The organism is Desulfonatronovibrio magnus (assembly GCF_000934755.1).
In the GTDB taxonomy this organism is placed as follows: Bacteria; Desulfobacterota; Desulfovibrionia; order Desulfovibrionales; family Desulfonatronovibrionaceae; genus Desulfonatronovibrio; species Desulfonatronovibrio magnus.
Window position 1 is genome coordinate 34,885 of record NZ_JYNP01000039.1, and the last position, 23,019, is coordinate 57,903.

Below are 23,019 nucleotides of genomic sequence, written 5' to 3' on the forward strand. Positions count from 1 at the left end.
TTATTTGATGGCCCTTATGATCCATAAAGTTAAGACTGATTTTCAGGATGTGGTTTTGGCAGCTTTTTTGTGCATTCCTGGCCTTTTTTTGAGTTTTGCCAATCCTGTCATTCATTTTCCTCCGTTCTTTTTTCTGTTTCTAACTGGACTGAATCACCTGGGTTTCAGGTCATCTTCCGGTTTATCAGCCTTTACAAAAGCCCTGATTCTATCAGGACTGGCTTATTCTCTCTGCCTTTACTGGATAGTGGTTCCGGTTAATGTGTATGGCGGCGTGCCCCTGGTGCTGGCCATTTTCTGTCCACTGCTTCTTGGGTTTTGTGTCGGCCTTTTTGTTGCCTGTTATGCTTTTGTTCTGCATGTTACAAAGAACAATTTCAACCCGGCATTGCTGGGGATACTTTGTGGATGTGCCTGGGGTGGGCTTGAATTTATCAGGGAGTATGCTTTTACTGGTTTTCCCTGGCTTGTCAGCGCCCAGAGTTTTGCCATATGGCCCGAGAGCATAGCTGTTATCCGTCATATTGGCAGCACTGGTCTGGCTATGATCATGGCTTCATGTACACTCTGGATGTGCATTGAAAAAAAAATCTGGAGAATTGCAGGGGCAGGGATTCTGGCAGTTGTAATGGGATATGGCTATACTTTTCCACAGCACAATGAAGCACACATGGAAAAAACCTTTGTTATAGTGCAGGGCAACATGAGCCAGACCATCAAGTGGGAGCAGGATGTTCAGCATATGACAGTTGAAAAGTATATGGACCTGACCAGCAGGGGTTTGGAGGTTGCCAGACCAGATCTTGTTATCTGGCCCGAGACAGCCATGCCTTTTTATTTTCAGGAGCCTACAGAACTGTCGTTCATGGTTAGAAACTTTGCCATTGAAAATGAGATTAAACTGCTAACTGGTGCACCTGCTTACATAATGAGTGAAGATGAAATGAGTTACTCCCTTTATAACAGGGCGTATTTCATTTCTGAGGATGGACTGGTTCTGGATTACTATGACAAACAGCGTTTAGTACCTTTTGGTGAGTATATACCCTTGGGCAGGTATATTCCTTTTCTTGACAAACTGGTACATGGTGAGTTCGAATTTTCCAAGGGAGAACCCGGTGAACCATTGAAAAATGGTGAACTTGCCCTGGGTATGCTCATATGCTATGAAATAATATTCCCGGGACTGGCCCGGCAAAGGGCGGCTTCAGGGGCCAATATTCTTGTTAACATTTCCAATGACGCCTGGTTCGGCAATACTTCAGCTCCTGAACAGCACCTGCATTTGAGTGTGTTGCGGGCAATTGAGCAGAACCGATTCGTTTTGAGGTCGACCAACACAGGTATTTCAGCGTTTATTGACAATCAGGGCAATATATATGCTGCAACGAATATTTTTGAGGATGCTGTTATTAACGAACAGGCCGGGTTAGTCGAGGGGCGAACGGTTTTTAACTATATGTACTGGTATATAAATTTTACAATGGTTTTTATCGTTTTGTCAGCATTAATCTATACATTCAACAGGAAATATATCAACCGGACACGTCCGGGTAAAACGTTTTTAACTTATTTACTATGATACAATATTCAGATCTAAAAACACAGTCAGTCAAAGTTCTCGAGCGTTTTGAATCACTCTGGGGGCGTCTTTGACCTGGAAGGCCAACAGACAAGACTGCAGGAAATTGAATACCAGCTTTCCAGGCCAGGAGTTTGGGACAACCCTGAAAGTCTGACTCCGGTTCTAAAAGAAAAAAGTGTTCTGGAAGAGCGGGTCGCCAAGTTTTCAGAGCTTAAAAAACTCCATGAAGATGTACTTGAGTGGCTTGATTTTGCTGAACACGATCCTGCCCAGGATATTCTTGAAGCATTAAAGGATAACCTTTCGGCTTTTTCCAGGATGCAGGAACAGATAGAACTGGAGGCCTTCATGAGCGGGCCTGATGATAAAAATGCGGCTATCCTTGAAATTCATCCTGGTGCTGGTGGAACTGAAGCTCAGGACTGGGCGGAAATGCTTTTGCGCATGTATTTAAGATGGGCGGAAAATAACAGCTACAAAACCCGGTACCTTGACTACATTCAGGGAGATGGTGCAGGCATTAAGAGTGTGACCTTGCAGATTACCGGCGATTATGCCTTTGGGCAGCTCAAAGGAGAAAGAGGCATACATCGCCTGATTCGGATTTCTCCCTTTGATACTTCTGGGCGTCGGCACACATCTTTTGCTTCAGTAGATGTTTATCCCCAGGTTTCTGATGATATAAATATTGAAATCAATGAAGAAGACTTGCGCATTGACGTTTTCAAGGCCAGTGGTCCTGGAGGCCAACATGTCAACAAGACCAGTTCAGCCATCAGGATTACGCATGCTCCTTCAGGACTTGTTGTTCAGTGTCAGACAGAAAGATCTCAACGTCGCAACAAGGAATCAGCCATGAAAATCCTCAAAGCCAAACTATATGATATAGAGATGGAAAAAATTGAGGAGGAAAGACAGGAGCAATATGCTGCCAAAGATGCCATTGCATGGGGCAGTCAAATCAGAACCTACACACTGCAACCTTACCGGCTGGTTAAGGACCATCGAACCAATGCTGAAGTTGGAGATGTTGACTCTGTGCTGGATGGTAATCTCAATTCCCTGATCCATAGCTATCTGTTGAGCAATCATGAGTAAGCAAGCTACAATCAACAAGGAAAGTATCGCCATTATCCTTCAGGAGCTTAAAAGCTTAGAAAGGGAAGCCTCAAAGCAAACTGAGCACAATGGTTTAGAGACTGCAGAAGACAGCATGGCTCTTGTAAAGGTTTTTCCGGGAATCTCTGAGAAAGAGTGGCAAAAAATAAGTGAAAAGCTGAGTATTGATTCTTCCTGGATACCACTGTCACTCAATGGAAAAGAATTTCCCTCTCTGCTGCATCTTTTAAAAAAGATAGAAAGTCTTTCATTTGCCAGGGATTTAGATCCATTGACGGGTTTAAAGAACAGGGGATTTTACCAGAGGATTCTGCATCGTGAAATTGAAAAGTCCTACCGTTACAAGATCCCATTAACCCTGGCCATAATGGACATAGATGACTTTAAACAGGTGAATGATACATTTGGTCATGTCTGTGGTGATGAAGTGATCAAAAGCCTGGCAGGTATTGTTACGTCAGAGCTGCGCAGCGGAGATTACGCGGCCAGGATAGGTGGCGAGGAATTTGCATTGATATTGCCTGGTACCGGCAAGGTGCAGTCAAAGCCTTTGCTTGAAAGAGTTCTTGACCGGGTCAGGACAAGGTCCCTGTCCTGCAAGCTGGAAGAGCGCAGAATCGCCTATACTGTCTCTGTGGGAGCGATTACTTACAGAGGTCGATCTCCCATTGATCCCGAAGAAATGATGACTCTGGCAGACAGGCAGCTTTACACTGTGAAGTCTTCTGGAAAGGATGGTTTAAGTATGTCATCTGTTATGGATGTGGCTGACGATACTGCCATGGTCAGACATGATGAAAAGAATTTCTTATTAAAAGGATAAGTATGGACAATCAAACCAAAACCTTGAGCATTTCCATAATGAGTGGAAAGGGTGGAGTTGGAAAAACCAATATTGCACTGAATCTGGCTTTTGCCCTGCATGATGAGGGTGCAAATACCCTGCTTATTGATTGTGATCTGGGGTTGGCTAATCTTGATGTCATGCTGGGTATTGCACCAGAAGGCAGTCTGCATGATCTGCTTAGCCGGGATGCGGAAATTGAGGATATTTTGTTCAACCTTGGAGAAAAAGGTCTTGATCTTATTCCAGCCGCTTCCGGAGTGACTGATCTTCTTGAACTTGATGAGGACCAGCAGGATCATGTTATTAATAAACTTGATAAAATACTCAAAAGGTATAAATGTCTCGTTCTTGATATTGGGGCAGGAATAAGCCCCACTGTGCAGGCATTCGCGAGCATGACGCACCATCAGATTGTGGTCATAACTCCAGAACCGACATCTCTGACAGATGGTTACGCCCTTATTAAGGTTTTATATACTCAGAAAAAAGCCAGAAATTTTCATGTTCTGGTAAATATGGTTGGCTCTGAACAAGAGGCCAAAACTGGATTTGAAAGGCTGAGAGCTGCCTGTGATAAATTTTTGAATCTTAGAGTCAATTACCTTGGATTTGTAAGACAGGACAAGTCAGTTCCTGATGCGGTAAGAAGCCAGAAGCCTTTTATCCGCTTTGCCCCCAAGTCCTTGCCGTCCAAAGATATAGCAACTATCGCCCGTCGTGTTGTTGACCTCAGAAAGTTTTCTTTAGATTACATTTCCTCATCTCCAGTGCTCAAAATGGATAGTTTTGATAAATAAGCGCTGTTAGTTACAGCTATTTTTATGCTAATGCGGGCTGTGCCCACAACCCAATTTAAACAAGAATCTGTAAATTGGGGCGATAACCGTACTTTTCAGGCTGTGTAGGCTGAAGGCTGAAGGCTGAAGGCTGAAGGCTGAAGGCTGTGTAGGCTGAAGGCTGAAGGCTATAGGCTGAAGGCTGAAGAGTAAGAGATTCGGTTCCTGGACCGGGTGAAGAGTTTTAACTTTCTTGTTATAATTATCACGTTCTAAAAAGACCTTGATTTTATTCTGAAATTGAGGATATAAATATATGTATCTGTTTAAACACAAGTAAGCATGCCAGGTCCAGGTAAAAACTGAAGGAGGGCTCAGATGAATAAAAGCGAACTCATTAAAGTTCTGGCTGATGAATTAAATATTCACCCCAGCGAGGCAAAAGACATAGTCTCGGTTTTTTTTGATTCTATAAAAGAGGCCATGCTCAAAGGAGAACGCATAGAGATAAGAGGTTTTGGCAGCTTTCAGATGAAGCATTATGAAGGTTATGAAGGCAGAAACCCGAGGACTGGTGAGAAGGTTCAGGTTGCTCCCAAGAGGTTGCCTTTTTTCCGTCCTGGAAAGGACTTGAAGGAACATGTCAACTCCTGATAGCTACTATTCAGATATGGAAGTGTTAGTTCGTTTACAGTCAAGCCCCTGGTGAAGCGCTTATAAGTAACTAAAATCAAATTATCAACAAAATCAGACGGTTATAGTTTTCACAATTTTAAGATTTTTACATATGATTGATTCTCAATTACCAGAAAAGTTCCGTCAAAGATGAGAGCTTTACGCCTGGCACAGCTTCCTGCCCGGAGGCTTACAGCCCGGAGGGGGACTGTCCCTCGCTGTGTAAATTTTTTCATTTAAGCAAATTTTTCCAGGAACCAGTGCAGCATCAATCTTTTTTATAGTACCTCGCGGGGACTGTCCCAATTTCCAGAAAAGTGACAGACTCGTAAAGTTACTCGCAAGATCGGTCCCGGACCGCCCTGGTGAAGAGCTTACAAGTAACTACAATCGTTTTGTTAATAAATTCCGAGTATTATGGTTTTACCACACATATTGTTTCGGTCGCTTAGGCTCCTTCGTCGGTGACAAATTTTGAGCAACTACATCTGTAACACCTCATGTGTCATTGCGAGCGAGTCTTTTTACCTCGTTGAATACACGCAGTGTAGGCGCAGCCATTCAACTGGGGCGAGCGCGGCAATCTCTAACGCGTTAAGGCTATTACCTCTTTTTTTGTGGCTTAAGCCACATTTCAAAGAAGCGGCTGGAGCCGCAAGAGTAAGACGTCCCCAGGCTGGAGCCAGGGAACGAGTGGTATAAGTTACTCACAAGTGCGGTCTCGGTCCGCCCGGGTGAAGCGCTTCTAAATAGTTAAAAAAACTTTAACTCAGGTATTCATCTCAAGTTATATTATGCCATCTATCAATGTTTCAGAAATAAATTTTTTCAAGATGCAGGGTAGCGGCAATGACTTTATTGTTATCGACAATAACAAATTGCGTTTATCGCCTCAAGAAATGCCCAACCTTGCACAGAAACTTTGTCCCAGAGGCTTTGCTGTTGGTGCGGATGGGATGATTTTTCTTGAAGATTCTCCTGATGCCGACCTGGATTTCGTCTGGCATTTTTTTAACTCAGATGGTTCCAGAGCTGAAATGTGCGGTAATGGATCTCGTTGTGCTTCGCTTCTCGCTTTCAAAATCGGTCTGGCAGGAAAAAACCATGTCTTTGGCACGGATGCAGGGCCGGTAAAAGCAGGTATTCTCGATTCAGGCCTGGTCAAAGTGCAACTGACTCCAGCCAGGGATATGAGGCAGCATATTGTTGTGGACTATCAAGGGCAGTCTTACAATGTATTTTTTGTAAATACCGGAGTACCTCATGCAGTAATTATTTTTGATGATGTGAGTCAGGTTGATGTTCCGGCTTTTGGCAGGTTCATTCGAATGCATGAAGAGTTTGCCCCTGCTGGAACCAATGTCAATTTTATCGAGATAACAAGCAATAATTCCATAAAGTTAAGAACATATGAACGCGGGGTTGAAGCCGAAACTCATGCCTGCGGCACTGGTGCTGCTGCAGCAGCAGCCATTGCCAACGTTCAAAAACTGGTGGAGTCTTCAGTTGAGGTAACTACCACTGGCGGTGAAACACTTATTATTGATCTGGAAGGTGAGGATATTTTTCTTTCCGGCAAGGCGCAAATTGTCTACAAAGGACAGGTAGATACCGATTTTCTCAGAATATGAACTAACGTATACCCTGACGGATAGTAAGAACATATCCAAGTGAGGTCTTACGAAAAAACAGCTTCCAAGGAGGAAGAATATATGCAATTCAGCGGCGCTTTTACAGCCTTAGTTACTCCATTTAAAAATAATCAAATTGATGAAGAAGCTTACAGAAAGCTGATAGAATGGCAGCTGGAGCAGGGCATTGATGGAGTTGTGCCTTGTGGAACAACAGGAGAGTCAGCAACACTTTCTCATGAAGAGCATAAACAAGTCATCAGCATTTGTGTTGATCAGGTCAAGGGAAGAGTGCCGGTTGTGGCTGGAGCAGGTTCCAATTGCACCAAGGAAGCCATCGAACTGACCAGATATGCCAGGGATGCGGGTGCAAACGCGGCACTGCTCATTACTCCTTATTATAACAAACCTACACCTGATGGAGTAGTTGAACATTTCAAGGCCATTGCAGCAGAAGTTTCAATCCCATTTTTTATTTACAATGTTCCAGGCCGCACTTCATTAAATGTTATGCCGGACACTATAGCCAGGATTGTCAAAGAGGTGCCTGAGGCAATAGGAATCAAAGAGGCAACTGGTAATTTGAAGCAGGTTTCTGATGTGGTAGAAGAATGCGGACCTGATTTTGTTGTTCTTTCTGGAGATGATTTCACTGTTCTGCCGCTTTTGTCAGTGGGAGGTCATGGTGTAATATCTGTTGTCTCCAATATTGTTCCCAATATGATGCATTCTTTATGCAAGGCCTATGCTGAAAAAGATCTTGATAATGCTAAACGTATTCATTTTGAAATGGCTGCTCTCTGCAGGGCCATGTTCTTTGAGACCAATCCAATACCAGTAAAAACATCATTGGTTTTGATGGGTAAAATTCAGCCTGAATTCAGACTGCCTCTTGTCCCCATGCGTCCTGAAAATCAGGAGAAGCTCAAGGTTGTTCTGAAAGATAAAGGGCTTATATAAGATTGCACTGATTCTGCGCTATGTTATTGATTGATGGAAAAGTATATGGTTGGCGCTTGCAGGTAGCTTGACCGTGTAATCAATAAATTCAAAATATTATGGTTTTACCATACAGATTGCTTCGGTCGCTTAGGCTCCCTCGCAATGACAGGTTTTCAGCAACCACATCCCTTACAGTTCAGGTGTCATTGCGAGCGAGTCTTCGAGTGCGGCAATCCTTGTTGCGAGCGAAGCGAAGCAATCTCGCATTAAGGCTATTTCGAGTTACTCGCAGGTTCGGTCCGGGCCGCCCGGGTGAGGAGTTTCAAAAAAACTGGACCCCGGATTCGTCATCCCGGACTCGATCCGGGACCGGGGTGACTGTTAAAGCAAGTTTTTACTCTTTGTCGTCATTCCGGCGAAAGCCGGAATCCAGGTTTTTTCTTGTTCCCAGGCTCCAGCCACATTTTGAAGAAGCGGCTGGAGCCGCAAGAGCAAAATGTCCCCAGGCTGGAGCCTGGGAACGAGGGGTATAAGTTACTCACAGGTTTGGTCCAGATACCCCCGGGTGAAGAATGCTTCCTCGCAGGTACCTTCCCAATTTACGTAGATGAAAATCACTTTTCTGGGCAAGTAGGTTCAGCAAGAATCAGCCCACGTGCCATTTGCAAACGTCTTAACAGATACAAGGAAAGATAATTATGAGTCTTGATTTTGATACCATAAACGCCAAGGCAAGAGAACGTCTCAAGGGTTTTTGCAGGGTGTGCCCTGTATGCGACGGTCGACACTGCTCTGGACAGGTGCCAGGTATGGGCGGCGTGGGAAGCGGAACTGCCTTCAGAGAGAATTTACATGCCTTAGCCCGTTACAGACTCAGAATGAAAACTATTCATGACGTGCGCGAACCTGATACAAAGCTTGATTTATGGGGCCAGATTCTGAGCATGCCCATTATGGCCGCACCCATGACCGGAGTATCCTATAACATGGGTGGGGATATGTCTGAGGAAAGCTTTATTGACGGAATCGTTGAAGGCTGCATGGATGCAGGCACCATTGGCTGGTCAGGTGATGGTGCGGATCCGGCCATGTTTGAAAGCGGTTTGAAAGCCATAGAAAAAAATAATGGCTCAGGCATTCCCATTATCAAGCCCAGAGCTCAGGACGAAATTATCAAGCGGATTCGCTCTGCTGAAAAAGCAGGAGCCATAGCTGTAGGTATGGACATTGACGGTGCGGGATTGGTGACCATGGCTTTGAAAGGCCAGGCAGTGGGCCCCAAAAGTACTGCTGAGCTGAAAGAGCTGGTACAGGAATGCTCTCTGCCATTTATCCTCAAAGGGGTCATGACTCCGGAAGATGCTCTGAGTGCCTTGGAAGCCGGTGTCAGTGCCATTGTTGTTTCCAACCATGGTGGTCGGGTGCTTGATTATACTCCAGGCAGCGCCGATGTATTGTCGGAAATCAGCTCTCTGGTTCGAGGCAGGATGATTGTCATGGCAGATGGTGGAGTTCGTTTTGGAGCTGACGTATTAAAACTGCTTGCTCTCGGAGCTGACGCTGTCATGGTGGGCAGACCTCTGATTGCCGGTCTTTTCGGGGGTGGAACAGAAGGAGTTGGCATGGTGCTGAACAAAATGAAAAATGAACTTATTCAGTCCATGCTGCTTACCGGCACCCAAAGCACAACTAAGGTATGTCCTAAGATTATACATAAATAGCTATCAGGATTACTGCTTCAATCCTGTAGCAAAAAACAAGAAATTTTTTCGACACTGACAAAGGCAATAATGTCCATGGACCTGAATCTTCAGCCTTCAGTCTTTAGCCTTTAGTCTTCAGCCTGCTTGTAGGCATTATTCATCTTCTGCTTCAAGCAGAAGAACTTCATCAATACTATCTCTTTCCTGAGTCAGAACGTCCACCTTTTCAGAAAGAGACGTATTGACTTTTTTTCCCACAAAGTCGGCATGAATGGGCAGCTCCCTGTGCCCCCGATCAATAAGAACCAGGAGCTTGATATTTTTCGGCCTGCCAAAATCCAGCAGGGCCTCCAAGGCGCTTCTGATGGTTCTGCCGGTGAACAGAACGTCATCAACAAGAATCAGAGTCTTTCCTGTGATAGAAAAGGTAATCTCAGTGCTGTTTATAGTGGGAGTGGAAGAAAGGTTGGTCCAGTCATCCCGGTAAAGGTTGATATCCAGTTTACCCAGTCTTGTATCGTACCCGGTTCTCCTTTTAATTATGTCCTTTATCCTTGCAGCAAGGTCCACTCCTCTTCTCTGGATCCCTATCAGGGCAAGATCATTGCAATTATCAACCTTTTCGAGTATTTCAAAAGTCATACGTTCCAAGGTTTTTTTTATTTCATCTGTGTTGAGAATAATTCGCTCTTTCATAATCTTTTCTCCAGTGATATCTTTTCTGTAAAAACTTAATGAGGCCTGAGCCCGCAGGATAGTTATCTGTTATCATGGAAAACAAGACAACCAGTGATGTGCAGGAACCAAATTATTAAACATAGATAGTAAAAGGGATTGTCCTTACTTGCAACAATATTTTTTAAAGGTGGCTTATGAACAATCAGACATACAAGTTCAAAATTAAAGGCATGACTTGTTCAGCTTGTGCCGCAAGAGTAGAAAGGGCGGCTGCCTGGGTTGATGGTGTAGAAAAAGCATCAATTAATCAGGCTACGGAAGTTTTACATGTTGAGGCCGGTCAGGAATTGAATACTGAAGAAATTCTTGGTGCTGTTCAGAAAGCTGGCTATGAAGCCACGCTTCAGGAAGATGATGTCCGGACTGTTCGTTTAAAAGTTAAAGGCATGACCTGCGCTGCCTGCGTGGCAAGAGTTGAAAATCTTCTGAAAAAACAGCCCGGTGTGCGTGAGGCTTTTGTAAATCTTGCAGGTGAAACAGCTACGGTGAAGATCACCTCCCGGGCAAATATGAAATCGATAGCCCAGGCCTCTGAGAAGGCCGGTTATCCAATAGATGTTATGAAAGATGAATCGCCTGACTATCAGGAGGATCAATCTGTTCGGCTTAATGAAATGCGCTCCAAGGCTATTCTTGCCATGGCTTTTGCCATACCCCTGATGGTGGTTTCCATGGGAGAAATGGTGGGCATACCATTACCTGGAATAATAAGTCACCATGCCAATCCGCTTAACTTTGCCCTGGCACAACTCTTTCTTACTCTGCCCATTGTCTGGTCTGGAAGGCATTTCTACAGGTATGGATTCAGAAATCTCATACACGGTGCTCCCAATATGGACTCATTGATAGCCATAGGCACTGGAGCAGCTCTGGTCTACAGTACATGGAATCTTGTGGAAATATTTCTGGGTCACATGCCGCACCAAAGAGCCATGGATCTGTATTATGAATCCGCTGCTGTCATTATTGCCATGGTTTCCCTTGGTAAATACCTTGAACAAAAGGCCAAAACCAAAACATCCGATGCTATAAGACAACTCATCAAACTACGGCCTGATAAAGCTGTGGTGCTGGAAAACGGTGAGCAGATAACTATCAATGTAGAAGATATACAGAAAGGGCAGGTTTTGGTGGTTCGCCCCGGGGAAAGAATACCTGTAGACGGTATTGTGGTACGGGGCAGTTCGGCTGTGGATGAGTCCATGCTCACAGGAGAAAGTATACCCAAGACCAAGGAAGAGGGAGACCGGGTATACGGTGGCACCTTGAATACTAACGGCAATATCAGGTTTAAAGCGGAGAATGTAGGTTCTGAAACCGCCCTGGCCAGAATAATTAAGATGATTGAAGATGCTCAAGGATCTAAGGCTCCCATCGCCTCCATGGTGGATCGTGTCAGCCTGTACTTTGTTCCGGTGGTCATCATCCTGGCATTTGTTTCAGGACTTGCATGGCTGTTTATCGGTCAGGCAGAGTTTACTTTTGCTCTCAGGATTTTTATTGCTGTTCTTGTTATCGCTTGTCCTTGTGCACTGGGACTGGCCACTCCAACAGCAATAATGGTGGGTACAGGAAGAGGCGCACAACTTGGAGTTCTGATTAAAGGCGGTGAAGTGCTTGAAGCAGCTAAAAGTGTGCAAGTGGTAATATTTGATAAAACCGGGACCTTGACTAAGGGCAAGCCTTCTTTAACTGATACCATTTTGGTAGATGAAAAAGAAAACCGGGATGAACTGCTCAGATACCTGTTCGCTGTGGAGGATCAGTCTGAGCATCCATTGGCTAAAGCTGTAGTGGAAAGCCTGAAGGATGAGATTCAAGGAGAAGGTATTGAACCGGACAATTTTCAATCCATTCCAGGGAAAGGGGTCAGTGCCAGGATTAATAATCGTAAAATAATTGTGGGCAGCTTTGGTTTATTTGAAGAGCTGATGCCTGAGGTTCTCAGGTTGTCTTTCCTTGAGGAAACCAGAAAGACCCTGAGTGCCCAGGGTAAAACACCATTGCTGGTTTCTCTTGATGAGAAAATAGTCATGGCTCTCGGTGTGGCGGATGAAATAAGGCCAGAGGCCCCCGAGGTTATTCAAAAGTTAAAGTCAGCTGGAATCAAGGTGGTCATGCTCACCGGAGACAATGCTGTCACTGCTGAAGCCATTGCCAAAAAAGCCGGTATTGATGATGTCAGGGCCCAGGTTCTGCCTGAAAACAAGGCCAGTGAGGTCCAGGCTTACCAGCAGCAGGGATATAAGGTAGCAATGGTTGGTGATGGCATAAATGATGCCCCGGCTCTAACTGTGGCTGACGTAGGCATTTCCATGGGTACCGGCATTGACGTGGCCATAGAGTCCGGCGATGTGGTGCTTATGCGCGGTGATCTTACAGGCGTTTTAACCGCGCTGGATTTGAGCAGGGCAACTGTAAGAAATATCAGGCAGAACCTGTTTTGGGCATTTATCTATAATGTTTGCGGCTTGCCGGTGGCAGCTGGTTTACTGAAACTTTTTGGAGGGCCAACCTTAAGCCCCATGTTTGCAGGTGCAGCCATGGCCATGAGTTCAGTTTCAGTTGTAACCAATGCTTTACGGCTGAGGTTCTACAAACCCAAATAATTACTATCAAAAAGTCTCCACTGCTTGGAAAATTCCTGATTTTCCCTGAAATTAAACCTCTGCCAGTGCATGAAGGGATATACTGCCTGGCAGTAAATGTAATGCTGCTTGCAGGAGTAAGTCTTGTTACCAGGCCGGATGATCCTGAAAGGGTTAAAAAATATGTGATATCCCCAACTTCAGTTAGATAACGGTGTTTATGTTCATGATTATCATTGACTGATCCATGGTTGTTTATGTTTCCAGGTTGATTAAGTTGAGTCTTTAGGCAAAAGAGTTTGCCAAAGGAACATCGAGTGAAACAAATTATAATTTTGGTAAAAAAATATCTTGCTTTTTATCTTGTGATAGAATATTTTCTTTGAATCACAACTCATCAACTTGAGTGACGGGCTGGAACGTAGCAGCCTGGGTTGGTGGTTTTCTACTTTTTTTCAGGAGTTTTTTTCTTATGACCAATCTGTATGTTGGCAATCTGCCGTGGAGCACAACTGAGACCCAGCTTAAAGACCTTTTTGCTCAGTATGGTGAAGTTACTTCAGCCAAGATTATTGAAGATCGTGAAACCGGTCGTTCCCGCGGTTTTGGGTTCGTTGAAATGGAGAATGGCTCAGAAGAGGCTATTGAAGCATTAAACGGATCTGACTTGGATGGACGCAGTATCAAGGTGAATGTTGCCAAGCCAAAAAGAGATTCCAGATTCTAATTTTTAGTTAAGAATCGAAAATCTAAAGCCCACTTTGTTTATACGAAGCTGGGCTTTTTTATTTTTGACACTAAAGTGATCCATGTCAGGCATACAAAATACAAAAAATCAGCAGGTCTAACGCGGGCTGTACCCGCAACCTAAAAAAGAGATTTTAACCGCCCGTTCGAAGATTTACCCAGTTTAATACGGCTTTGCCTTAGACCGAAGGTCTATTCAACCGGATGAGCTCAAGACGCCCAGTTAAACCCTGCTGCGCAGGAACGTTTGCAGCGTTGTTTAACCGGGCAGGCTGAGGGCGCAATGGAAGAAAGAAGTTTTCTCATTTGCAGGGTAACCCAGTTAAACCCGTCTGCGACGGAAACTACGTTTGTTTAACAAGGCAGGCGGCAAATGAAAGGATAATCTGTTACAAAATGGAGAAAGTATGAAAAAATTATCAGTTTTTGTCCTGTTCTGCGTGCTTGCAATGCCTTGCCTGTCATGGGCAGGGCTAAATCAGGACGCATTGATGGACAATGTCTTGAAACGCTTTCAATCTCTAATGGCAGCGCAGGGAGGCAACGCGGACTCACTATCTGCAGAGAGTATTGAGATTGAAAAAAAGGTTCCTTTTGAGGTGACCTTGAGCGGACATAATATTGAACTGTATGCCATCAAAGTTGCTCTGCAGGATGAAGCATCCGGCATGAAACAAAATGTTACTCTGATTGTAGACAGTACCGGTGCCATTCAGTTAGATGGTGCTCTTGTAGACCTGGCAACTGGTTCATCAGTCCATCAGGAAGCCATGGATGAGCTTAACAGGCTGGACAGGGAGATGGAAGTAGGGGATGTCCTTTTCCAGGGTCAGGGTGAGATAGATGTGCTTTTTTTGAGCGATCCTTTCTGCCCATACTGCAGGCATGCGTATGATTACCTTATTGAGCAGAAAGGCAGGATTAATAAGTTTAAAATAGCTCATTTTCCCATCAGCCCTACTTCAGGAGCAGTCGCCCTGACATTGCTGATGATGGAGCACAAGGGTGAGGATAATTTTCAGGATGTTGTGGAATTCGCCTACACAATAGACAGGGGTCAGCTTTCAGGCAATGCTGACCATTCCGTTATTGATATTTTTAATGAACAATTCCAGGTTTTTGATGATTCTCCTGAAGATGTTTTTGAATATCTGCAAAGCAAACACCAAAACAAGCTTGCCGAGGAAATGAGTGTAATGCGGGACATGGGACTTACTGGAACACCCCTGATTATTGTTGACAGGGTTATGGTAAGTGGATTTAACCGGGACAGGATTGATAAGCTTCTGGATAAAAAATAAGGTTGCAAATTTATCAGCAGGGGGCAATTGTGACTGCTCCCTGCTGTTCATCTTAGAAGCGCTTCACCTGGGCGGACCGGGACCGAACTTGTGAGTAACTGTCTTTAAAGTGGAGCCTGCATCCTGCAGGCTATTTAATTCCAGGCGGCTGGAAGCCGCCTCCACATTGAAGAACAGTCCCGTATTTGGAAATTGGGACAGTCCCCGCGAGGTACTATAAAAAAGATTGATACTGCATTGGTTCCTGGAAGAAATTTGCTTTAATGATAAAATTTACACAGCGAGGGACAGTCCCCCTCCGGGCTGTAAGCCTCCGGGCAGGAAGCTGTGCCAGGCGTAAAGCTCTCATCTTTGACGGAACTTTTCTGGCAAATGTGCATCAATCATGAGCAAAATCGTCAAAATGTGGCAGGTTGCAGGAAAAGCCCGCATTAATACTCCAGTTTCTGGTGATGAATAACTTCTAATATTTCCTGGTAGTCATCAAACCAATAGGCCTTGGAGTTTCGTTTGCAGATAAAGATCTTTCCACTGTCATACGGGTCTGCTGCCCTGTGAATGCGAAATATTATATTATCATCGGTCATGGCAACGACTTCAATTTTTCCATCCGCGTGAGACATGGTCAGTTTGGCTCTTTTGCCCAGGCCTGAGCACATGCCGCGAGCAGTCTGAAAAATATGGAAAGCTTCCTCAACCGGGACAGCAAATGTAAGATTGCCCACAGTTGGTCTGCACAGGAAAACATAATACGGGGCAATACCCATGTATGATATTTGGTTGAACAACTCACCCATTACTTTGGGGTCATCATTAACACCTCTTAGAATCGGCGTCTGATTGCACAAAACAGCTCCAGCCTTAATCAGCCTGTCACAGGCGTCTAAGCTGACCTCAGTGATTTCATTGGGGTGGGAAAAGTGGAGCATGAAATAAATTCTTCTGTCGGGCCTGCTGTACTTCCTGACCAGATCAAGCAGTCCAGGATCATTGATGACCCGATATGGGTTGTATGAAAGTAGTTTAGTGCCAATGCGAATGATTTTGACATGCTCTATAGTTCTAAGGTTGCTGATCAGGTTTTCCAGTTTGCCTGAAGAAAGCATGAGACCATCTCCGCCTGTAATCAGTACATTGTTGATTTCTTTATGCTCACGGACATAATTAAAGGCAGCTTCAAAATCTGTCAGGGTTTCTCTTTGTTCCGGGTAGATGAACAGCCTTTTTCTGAAACAATACCTGCAATAGCCACCACAAGCGTCACTGGCCAGAAAAACTGCTGTACTTCTGTATTTATGCTGAAGACCGGGCAAAACTGAATATTTTTTTTCGTTGGAAGGGTCCAGCTTACCCCACTGATCCATTTCTTCCTGACATGGGATTATGATTCTTCTGATGGGATCAGATGGATCATTCCAGTCGATGAGTGAGAGGTAGTAATCATTGGACCTGAATTCAAATTTATCCATAACTGGTTTGAGATTTTCAAGTTCCTGGGGTGACATTCCACTTACTTTTTTGATATCATTAATATAATCTGGTGCTCGCATTATTCCTCCTTGATAAAAATATATTTGCAACAAAGTGTAAGCAGCCTGGGATTTGCTTAGATCAGGCAATGGCTGAAGAGGGGGACACGGGAGTTAAAGGATGAACACCCCTTAACTGTATGATGGTATTTGCTGATAAAATGGATGAAAACTAACTCATAGGTAATACTATAACTGATTATTAGATATTGTCAAATTACAGGAAAGGCATGCATGGTTTGGAGATATTGCTGATACGATATGTGCACACAACCCAAATTTAACAAGGATCGCTAATTTGTGGCAAGAACTGTACTTTTCAGGCTGAAGGCTGAAGGCTGAAGGCAGAAGAGTTATGAGCCTGGCTATTACCCCCATGTGTCAGGGTTAATAAAACTGATATAAACTTTTTTGTTTTTTGTTACAGGATTGGAGCGGTGAGTTACAAATATTCGCTGAGCTTTTATTTCGCAGTGCAGGCAGAGATAATGAGCTGGAAAAAAAGCCACGCCAAGGCTACCTGGAGTGCAACCACTCACAGTTATTTCATTGACTTTCCTGTGTACCTGTAGAAAATTAATTTATCAGTTCTTTTGTCAGTTGTTCAAGGTGGAGTAAAGCTGAGCAGAAAACACTGGAAACACCGAAGAACAGTATTTTTGACAAACCAAAACTTAAGGCTTGAACGTTAATGCTGCATGAAGGCTTTGACTCTGATATTTTAATTCCGGGGGTAAGTGATGTTTTCCGATGAAGATGATGTATTGTTTTCTGATGTAAAGCTTGAAGATGGCACTGATTATTTTCTTTATATTGGAGAACTCAAGACTGATGGACTCAATGAGTTCGTCAAGGAGAATCTTTCAAAAATACACAATAAAAAATTTGATTACATTTCCATTCTTCCAGATGTAATGGAATCCTACCCGCATCGCAATATATTAATCATCAATCCTCTGGCCCGCAATCTTTACCACCAGACAAGCCGTAAGTTCAGCTGCCGTATGTCCCCGGGCGATTTTGCCGGTGTGGTTTCCTATTCCATGACAGTTTTGCAATTGGTACGCATGCTTATCAAAAGGCAGGGCAATCTGTATGTTCATGTTTTTGAATCATTGCCGGAATTGACATTTACCAGAATGCCCGGGGTTACCTTGCTGGGCCCCAATGGCCAGGTGGCCGGCATGTGGAATAACAAACTCTACCAGCTTCAAATGCTTAAGGACGTTGTGCCCGTCATTGACTATAAAATATCCGGCGGAGTCAATGAAATGCTTAAAAACATAGAAGAAAGTCTGACCAACTGGCCAGACGGAGTTTTTGTATCTCAACCCTATTCCGCAGCCGGAACCAACAGCTTTATTGTCAATAGCATGGAAGATCTTGCTCAAAGACTGCCTCTTCCTCAGGCCACTTATTTCTTAAGCCGTTATGTGCCCCATGTGCATGACCCAACTGTTCTTGGGGTGGTGGGTAATGAAGATGATGTCTTTATTGCAGCCATTGCAGATCAGGAGATAGAGGGCGGCAACATGTTTCGTGGTTCCACTTTTCCATCTGTTTTGTCCTACAAAGAGCAGCTGGAGATTAAGGAACATACCCGCATGGTGGGAAAAGTTCTGGGGAGAAGCGGGTACAGGGGGATATTCGGGTGTGACTATATAGTGGACAAACAGGGCAATATCTTTTTTGTGGAAGTCAATGCCCGCAAACAGGGAACCACTATGGAAATGTGCTGTACCTTGGAAAACCTGCTGCCTGAGGATGCTCCTTCACTGATGGAACTGGAATATTATGCTGTTACAGAAAACAGGCTTCCATCCAATAAAGTAGAAATATCCGATGCTATTTCAGACTTGAATTGGAGGACATATAACTTCAAGGTGGACAGAGAGGTTGTTACCAAACATTTTCTGCCTCTCGAGGAAGACGAACGTGAGCTTTTCCGTCAGGTTAAGAGAAATGGTATTGAGCATAAAATGATAATCCTGGAACATGTTGGACATGGCTGCTCCATAAAGCCTGGAACCTTTCTGGGGCGAGTTGTGGCGGTTTCCAGAAGCAGGGAGATATTAGACAGGGAAATCAAGTTTGGCAGGCAAATGCTGGAAGAATCTATAACCAATATGGAATAAATTATGGGTACATTAAACTTGCTGGATAATTACACTAAGGAGTTGATAGATCATTTATTTTCCGGATCAGACAGTGGAAGTATTGATTTAGAAAGTAAAAACAAGATCGCAGTTTTATTGGAACGAAGCAAACAGGAAAATTTGACTGGCAATATTGTCAAATTGTTCAAGCTGCTGTTAAAGATAAGAAATGCAGCCGGATTGAGTCCGCTTGCATCTGATATATCCCGTCAGGAACTGATGGAACTGGCTGTAAAACATCAGGATATTGATGAGCATCAGGTCAGCATTGGCGGCAGGGTGGATAAGGCATTGACCATAGTGGAGGATGCTGGTGCCAGAGTCAGTTCATATCTTAAGCAGAAAGATGAGATTGCACCCAGTGGAATAGAACTTTGGGATAGAATCCAGGAAAATCACTCTCGCATCAGAAAGATTTTGAGTATGTCTGATGAAGACTGGAATTCTTTTTCCGGGCAATTACGTTATGCAATCGAATCCTTAGATACCCTGGGCAAAATTTTAAATCTTTCTGCCAGAGCCATGCAGGAAGTCAGCCGTGTTACTGCTGACTACCGCATGAGATTAACCCCTTATTATGCTGGTCTTATTATACCCGAGACCATTAATGATCCGGTCCTGTTACAGTCTGTGCCTACCGGAGAAATGGTGGACAATGCAGGCATTGAGATTCCTCCTGTAGCAGCCGATCATTCACCTGCAAGGCTTATTGATCAGTTCTACCCTAGAGTTGTGACTATAAAAGCAACAAATATGTGCGCCATGTATTGTACTCATTGTTTGCGAATTGCCCATATTGGAAAAAAAGACCGCATTTACAGCCGTGATGCCTATCAGGAAGCACTGGACTATATCAGATCAGACACCAGAATCAGGGATGTACTCATTACCGGCGGTGACAGCTTTATGCTTCCCAATGATATGCTGAGGAAAATTCTAAGAGAACTGGACGATATGGAACATGTCAAAATGAAGCGTCTTGGTACCAGGATTCCTGTGACCACTCCCCAGAGAATAAACCAGGAACTTTTGGATATTTTAACTGAAAGCAATGATAAAAAACCGGTCAGGGTAGTGACTCAGATCAACACTGCTCAGGAAATAACTCCAGTATCAAAAGAAGCTTTCAAGCAGATTTCCAAATGTGTCAGTGCTGTTATGAACCAGGCTGTGCTTCTTAAAGGTATCAATGATACAAAGGTCAAGATGTGGAAGTTGTGTGAAACAATACATGAAGCATATGTAAGACCTTACTATATCTTTAACTGCAGTTATCGCAATCCTCAGTTTACGCACCTGCGCGTTCCTGTGGAAAAGGGCCGTGATATAGTGGAAAGTATGTATGGAAATATATCCGGAGATGCCATACCAAGATATATTGCCACTGCAGGAGGTAAAATTCCTTTGCATCGATCCAATGTGGTGGACAGAAAGGATAATGAGGTTTTGCTTAAAAAACCGTGGAGTGGAGAGGAAGTGCTTTATCCTGATGCAGATCCGGAAATGTATGCTGATGAGCGATTTGCTTTTGAATCTTATTTTAAGAAAAAAAATAATGAGTAATGCTCGGGATGTTCTTATGGATAATAATCTGACTGCCCATATCCAGGGTTTACAGGATGAAATGTTCTCTTTGCTGGAAAAACTGGTGCTGATTCAAAGCGGTACTGGCAACAAGTCCGGTATTGACCGCATGGCTGACTTACTTGAAAAGATTCTTGCAGGTATTTCTTTAAATACAGAAATTTTGCCCATGCAGGGATGTGGCAACATGCTTAGCGCCTGGACGGACAAAGCTTTAGAAGCACCGCACTTTTTGCTTGTGGGGCATATGGATACTGTATTTCCTTTTGACTCCCCGTTCAATTTTTACAGGGAAGATGATGTCCATGCCTATGGACCTGGAGTCATGGATATGAAGGGAGGTCTGGTTGTTGGGATTTTTGCTCTTAAAGCACTTTCAGATATGGGGCTTTTAAAGGATATCCCGGTTAAAATTTTTTTTAATTCTGACGAAGAGATTGGATCGCCTTACTCAAAAGCAATTATTGAAAAGGAAGCTGTTGATTGTAAGGCTGCTTTTGTGTTGGAAGGTGGAGGCCTTGGGTCTGAGGTGGTTGTTGCCCGCAAAGGAAAAATCGGTCTTAAAGTGGTTTTGTCCGGGCAAGCCGGTCATGCCGGGGCTGCCGGGATTGACAAGCCAAGCGCCTTGCTTGAGGCAGCTCATAAGATTATCGCACTGGAGAATTTGAACTCTCCTCCTGATATTCTAATTAATGTGGGAGCAGCGCATGGGGGGATGGTTCCCAATGCTATAGCTGAAAAAGCTGAACTTCTAATAGATATTCGTTATGCCAAACCACAGGATGAGCAACAGATTATTGAAGCAGTGGATAAGATTTGCGAACAAAGTGTGGTGCATGGTGTGACTGGAAAGTACAATATTGTCTCTAACAGGCCTCCCATGAAACTCAACATCCTCAATGAAGCTTTATATGTGCTTGTCAAGAAAGTTGCTGAAAAATACAGTTTGCCCATTGGCAGCGAGACCAGGGGTGGGGTATCAGATGCCAATTTTATAGCTGCAATGTCCATTCCCGTGCTTGACGGTCTTGGACCATGCGGTGACCTTGATCACAGTGATAAAGAATATATCATCAAGGAGACTATGGGGCAAAGGACTTTGTTGCTGGCCGGATCACTCCTTGACTTAAATTTTTGATGTATCTGTTTAGCGCTTACAAGTAACTTCAAAAAGACTGGACCCCGGATCAAGTCCGGGGTGACGGTTAAAGCAAACTATTACTCTTTGTCGTCATTCCGGCGAAAGCCGGAATCCAGGTTTTTTCTTGTTCCCAGGCTCCAGCCACATTTCAAAGAAGCGGCTGGAGCCGCAAGAACAAGACTTCCCCAGGCTGGAGCCTGGGAACGAGTGGTGCAAGTTACTCACAAGTTCGGTCCCGGGCCGCCCGGGTGCAGCGCTTAGAAGCACTTAATCGCGCAAAGCAGCAACTTCTTCAACGGTAAGACCGGTTTTCAAAGCAATGGTCTCATCGTCCAGAATATCGAGAAGGTTTTTCGCCATGTTTAAAGCCTCTTTACGTCTTTCTTCGCGTCCTTCTTTCCAGCCTTCTTCCCATGCCGTATCTATTACATTTTTCAAATCCCGATAATATTTAAGGCTGCCCTCATATTTCAGAACCTCATCTCGGCTGAAGTTGGCGATTTCAGCCACCTGGAAAAATTTTTCAAAAATTTGTTCCATTAATGCGTCAGGAACCCTGTCTAACCGGTCAAGATGCTTGATGGCATAAAGCCATTTATCAAGCCTCGTTTCCAACTGATCAAGATTTTTGCGGAACTTGGGCAAAGCTATATAGATTAAGGTCAGTTCTTCGCAGAATACCTTGTTGGTGACAATGTTCTGGTGTTTGATATAGTACCGGTACTTGTCCGGATCATTCTTGTCCTCGTCAAAAATAAAATCAAGAATGCCAATGGTGTACACGGCCTTGAGTTCAAAGTTCCAGTCTCCGCGCTGCGCCTGATGCTGGATGGGAAAAGAAGCGTAAAACATGCTGCGGTCCTTGAAAAAATTATGTTTGGCCTTTTGCAGTTCCACAATAAATTTTTCGCCGCGCTCATTTTCACAGTACAGATCAAAAATATCCTTGCGGTCAAGACCTGTGGCACCGAGATGCTTGTCCTTAAAAAAAAGTCAAATCAACGATTGCACCTTGTTCATCCTTGAGCAGCTCGTTTAAGAAGTCCCGCAGTAAATCCTTATTATGTTCTTCACCAAAAAGCCTCTTGAACCCATAGTCAGTAAAAAAGTTCACATACCGATCTTTTAAATACGTCATAAAAAATTCCTCATTGCAAATAGGGCCGTCAATTTAAAACTGCCAAACATCCTGCTTACTGTTTACTTGGTTCAACACAATAAAGTCAACATTTTAGCCCTGTCGATAATGAGTATTGGGGAAGTGAGGGTTTTGGGATCTGGGGGGGATTGAATGAAGATAATCAGGGAAGGAGAGATGGTGTTGGATTATTGATGAGAGTTACTCACAGGTTCGGCCCCTTTTACATGAAAGCAGGGGGCAGGCAATCCGGAATCCATTTGAGCATGTTTCTGTTAAAATGATTTACTTTTTGGGGCAAGAAGGTCCAAGAAGAGCCAACTCCAGTGCCACATGTAAAGCACTAAGCAGTTTGCTTGCGGTATATCTATTCCTGTCTGGATTTTTTTGATCAATGTCAGCATGTACAATAGTTCAATCAATATACTTGTGGATAGAGGTCAAGCATCTCTTTTTTTTGCTGATCCCTGATTCCTGTCCCCTGGCTCCTTCTTCAACAATCCCCTCAAGTCGGGGCAATGTTTCTGACTTTTTTTAACTTTTAACAAGGGGGTCACTCACCATGAGTCTCAATCCCCTCAAGTCGGGGCAATGTTTCTGACCAGCTTAGGACGTCCTTAGGATTCCCACAGGACTCCGTCTCAATCCCCTCAAGTCGGGGCAATGTTTCTGACACAGTTAGAACATCAAATTGGCGTCTCTCAGCCCATGTCTCAATCCCCTCAAGTCGGGGCAATGTTTCTGACGAAGAAGAAGGCAAGGCTAAAGAGAGGCTGGTATCACGTCTCAATCCCCTCAAGTCGGGGCAATGTTTCTGAC

General features: G+C 44.1%; 17 protein-coding genes, 1 pseudogene and 1 CRISPR repeat array. Of the genes and pseudogenes, 14 read left to right on the forward strand and 4 right to left on the reverse strand.

What is annotated here, in order from left to right; all coding sequences use genetic code 11:
• Positions 1-16 precede the first annotated feature (16 nt).
• From lnt to LZ23_RS05595, 8 genes are all read left to right on the forward strand, one after another.
• On the forward strand, positions 17-1,582 hold the full coding sequence (lnt, locus tag LZ23_RS05555) for an apolipoprotein N-acyltransferase (RefSeq protein ID WP_045212352.1): 1,566 nt from the start codon (positions 17-19) through the stop codon (positions 1,580-1,582).
• Positions 1,579-2,683 (forward strand): peptide chain release factor 2 gene (gene prfB / locus LZ23_RS05560; RefSeq protein WP_198145910.1). Its coding sequence is split into 2 segments (ribosomal slippage): positions 1,579-1,653 and positions 1,655-2,683, totalling 1,104 coding nucleotides; the frame shifts between segments, so codons are not numbered across the junction. Before lnt ends, prfB begins: the two co-directional genes overlap by 4 nt.
• Positions 2,676-3,527 (forward strand): GGDEF domain-containing protein, encoded by an 852-nt coding sequence (locus LZ23_RS05565; RefSeq protein WP_045212319.1) that lies wholly within the window; start codon positions 2,676-2,678, stop codon positions 3,525-3,527. The genes prfB and LZ23_RS05565 overlap by 8 nt, the downstream gene beginning before the upstream one ends.
• A gap of 2 nt (positions 3,528-3,529) precedes the next feature.
• On the forward strand, positions 3,530-4,348 hold the full coding sequence (locus LZ23_RS05570) for a MinD/ParA family protein (RefSeq protein WP_045212321.1): 819 nt from the start codon (positions 3,530-3,532) through the stop codon (positions 4,346-4,348).
• Positions 4,349-4,705: 357 nt separating this feature from the next.
• Positions 4,706-4,981: an HU family DNA-binding protein gene (locus tag LZ23_RS05575; protein WP_045212322.1), complete on the forward strand. Its 276-nt coding sequence runs from the start codon at positions 4,706-4,708 to the stop codon at positions 4,979-4,981.
• An 815-nt stretch (positions 4,982-5,796) separates the two neighbouring features.
• The gene (gene dapF, locus LZ23_RS05580; protein WP_045212324.1) at positions 5,797-6,633 is read left to right on the forward strand and encodes a diaminopimelate epimerase; all 837 of its coding nucleotides are present in this window, start codon (positions 5,797-5,799) and stop codon (positions 6,631-6,633) included.
• 81 nt (positions 6,634-6,714) lie between these two features.
• The gene (gene dapA / locus LZ23_RS05585; protein WP_045212326.1) at positions 6,715-7,593 is read left to right on the forward strand and encodes a 4-hydroxy-tetrahydrodipicolinate synthase; all 879 of its coding nucleotides are present in this window, start codon (positions 6,715-6,717) and stop codon (positions 7,591-7,593) included.
• Positions 7,594-8,273: 680 nt separating this feature from the next.
• Positions 8,274-9,296, forward strand: a complete 1,023-nt coding sequence (locus LZ23_RS05595) for an alpha-hydroxy-acid oxidizing protein (protein ID WP_045212330.1) — start codon at positions 8,274-8,276, stop codon at positions 9,294-9,296.
• 135 nt (positions 9,297-9,431) lie between these two features.
• Here the strand turns inward: LZ23_RS05595 and pyrR are convergent, their stop codons facing one another.
• Positions 9,432-9,974: a bifunctional pyr operon transcriptional regulator/uracil phosphoribosyltransferase PyrR gene (gene pyrR, locus LZ23_RS05600; RefSeq protein ID WP_045212332.1), complete on the reverse strand. Its 543-nt coding sequence runs from the start codon at positions 9,972-9,974 to the stop codon at positions 9,432-9,434.
• A gap of 176 nt (positions 9,975-10,150) precedes the next feature.
• Here pyrR and LZ23_RS05605 point away from each other — a divergent pair, with 176 nt between their 5' ends.
• From LZ23_RS05605 to LZ23_RS05615, 3 genes are all read left to right on the forward strand, one after another.
• Positions 10,151-12,625 (forward strand): heavy metal translocating P-type ATPase, encoded by a 2,475-nt coding sequence (locus LZ23_RS05605; RefSeq protein WP_045212334.1) that lies wholly within the window; start codon positions 10,151-10,153, stop codon positions 12,623-12,625.
• 451 nt (positions 12,626-13,076) lie between these two features.
• Complete coding sequence (gene rbp, locus LZ23_RS05610) at positions 13,077-13,331, forward strand: RNA-binding regulator (protein ID WP_045212335.1); 255 nt, start codon at positions 13,077-13,079, stop codon at positions 13,329-13,331.
• Positions 13,332-13,758: 427 nt separating this feature from the next.
• The gene (locus tag LZ23_RS05615; RefSeq protein ID WP_045212337.1) at positions 13,759-14,652 is read left to right on the forward strand and encodes a DsbA family protein; all 894 of its coding nucleotides are present in this window, start codon (positions 13,759-13,761) and stop codon (positions 14,650-14,652) included.
• 431 nt (positions 14,653-15,083) lie between these two features.
• Here the strand turns inward: LZ23_RS05615 and LZ23_RS05620 are convergent, their stop codons facing one another.
• On the reverse strand, positions 15,084-16,202 hold the full coding sequence (locus LZ23_RS05620; RefSeq protein ID WP_045212339.1) for a KamA family radical SAM protein: 1,119 nt from the start codon (positions 16,200-16,202) through the stop codon (positions 15,084-15,086).
• A gap of 719 nt (positions 16,203-16,921) precedes the next feature.
• Between LZ23_RS05620 and LZ23_RS05625 the strand changes: the two genes are divergently transcribed.
• Genes LZ23_RS05625 through LZ23_RS05635 form a run of 3 tightly spaced genes read left to right on the forward strand, consistent with a single transcriptional unit; the run spans position 16,922 to position 21,059 of the window.
• Positions 16,922-18,316, forward strand: a complete 1,395-nt coding sequence (locus LZ23_RS05625; protein ID WP_045212341.1) for an ATP-grasp domain-containing protein — start codon at positions 16,922-16,924, stop codon at positions 18,314-18,316.
• 3 nt (positions 18,317-18,319) lie between these two features.
• Positions 18,320-19,900, forward strand: coding sequence for a KamA family radical SAM protein (locus LZ23_RS05630; protein WP_045212343.1), 1,581 nt, complete (start codon positions 18,320-18,322; stop codon positions 19,898-19,900).
• Between the two features lie 16 nt (positions 19,901-19,916).
• Positions 19,917-21,059, forward strand: a complete 1,143-nt coding sequence (locus tag LZ23_RS05635) for a M20/M25/M40 family metallo-hydrolase (protein WP_198145911.1) — start codon at positions 19,917-19,919, stop codon at positions 21,057-21,059.
• A gap of 270 nt (positions 21,060-21,329) precedes the next feature.
• Here LZ23_RS05635 and LZ23_RS05640 read toward each other — a convergent pair.
• Together LZ23_RS05640 and LZ23_RS25295 are read right to left on the reverse strand one after the other, a co-directional pair.
• A pseudogene (locus LZ23_RS05640) lies at positions 21,330-22,034 on the reverse strand (Rpn family recombination-promoting nuclease/putative transposase); the annotation flags it as partial.
• 10 nt (positions 22,035-22,044) lie between these two features.
• Positions 22,045-22,200, reverse strand: a complete 156-nt coding sequence (locus LZ23_RS25295; protein WP_198145912.1) for a PD-(D/E)XK nuclease family transposase — start codon at positions 22,198-22,200, stop codon at positions 22,045-22,047.
• Positions 22,201-22,693: 493 nt separating this feature from the next.
• A CRISPR array of direct repeats spans positions 22,694-23,019; the repeat unit is 36 nt; unit sequence GTCTCAATCCCCTCAAGTCGGGGCAATGTTTCTGAC.